We start from the raw sequence: 1212 nt of genomic DNA, 5'->3' as shown, positions 1-1212 counted from the left end.
AAAGTTTTACGTACTTTAACTGAATCAACCTATGAAATTCAGCCTCAGCAAAGTCATTATGAATCTCTCGAAGTAGATGAGTTCTGGAATTTTGTTGGAAATAAAAAGAATAAACAATGGCTTATTTACGCCTATCATCGAGAAACAGGTGAAATTGTTGCTTATGTTTGGGGTAAACGAGATTTAGCTACAGTCTAACAATTGAAGACAAAGCTTAAACAATTAGATATTCACTACACCCGAATTGCAAGTGATCATTGGGACAGTTTCATCACTGCTTTTAAAAATGGTAAGCAAAGTATTGGTAAATTTTTTACTGTAGGTATTGAAGGCAATAATTGCAAAATAAGGCATAGAATTAGGCGTAGCTTCAGAAGAAGCTGTAATTTTTCAAAAAAGCTTGAAAACCATTTTAAAGCTTTTGATTTAGCCTTCTTTTCTTTTACATCAATAATGGCTTCATTTAAAGGCAGCATACTTTTTGAAGCACCACCAAAATTTTATGTTAAGTAGAGACTAAAAATGCCCTTGATTAAGGGCTTACAAGGGCATTTTGTATAAGGTGTATTATGTTAATTTTAGAATTTCTTCATTAGATAATTTTTGATAAGCTAAATCCATTAGGACTAATTAAGTAAATATGAGCAATTGGGTCAATGTCACACAGGATAAGTCTACAGGTATAGAACTAATTCATGCCCACTTCAAAGGCTTTGCATACGATCCTCATCTACACTCAAGTTATCTTATAGGGGTAACAGAGTTAGGACATCAACAATTCAATTGTAGAAAAAAAATTATTGATAGCTATCAAGGTCAAACTTTCATGCTTGAACCTGAAGAAGTTCATGATGGTAATGCACCAGATCCTCTCGGCTTCACTTATAAAATGATGCATTTAGATCCAGCATGGTTAAAAAAAAGCTATGAAGGAATATTTAATGAGCCTATCGAACTTGCTATCGAATCAACCCTACGTTCTGATCCTCAACTTTCACATTTGATACTTTCAACCTACAATATATTGAATAACAATGAATCTCAATTGATGAAAGATACGTATTTAGATCTTTTATTAGAAAACTTAGGTAATACCCCCATTTTTAATTGAATTAATGGGTAGAAAATCTAAAGCCTTGTTATTGTTTAAAAATAGGTGGACAACCATTTACTGACATATGAGGTCGTTCATGATTATAAAAGTACTGCCAG

The 1212-nt window shown here is 32.5% G+C and carries 1 protein-coding gene and 1 pseudogene; both read left to right on the top strand.

All coding sequences use genetic code 11. From position 1 onward, the window contains the following. Positions 1–467 (top strand): annotated as a pseudogene (locus FTU58_RS13965) (IS1 family transposase); the annotation flags it as partial. Positions 468–640: 173 nt separating this feature from the next. Next, positions 641–1111 carry an AraC family ligand binding domain-containing protein gene (locus FTU58_RS13960; protein WP_020753607.1) on the top strand — a complete coding sequence of 157 codons (471 nt, stop codon included), beginning with the start codon at positions 641–643 and terminating at the stop codon, positions 1109–1111. Positions 1112–1212 lie beyond the last annotated feature (101 nt).

The organism is Acinetobacter sp. YH12120, assembly GCF_013418795.1.
GTDB lineage: Bacteria > Pseudomonadota > Gammaproteobacteria > Pseudomonadales > Moraxellaceae > Acinetobacter > Acinetobacter towneri.
The sequence above is the reverse complement of the archived record's forward strand: the minus strand, read 5'-3'. Positions and strand labels throughout refer to the sequence as shown.

Bases quoted from the DNA above. Each gene is read 5' to 3' on its own strand.
- FTU58_RS13960 (WP_020753607.1), top strand. From the start codon at position 641: ATGAGCAATTGGGTCAATGTCACACAGGATAAGTCTACAGGTATAGAA.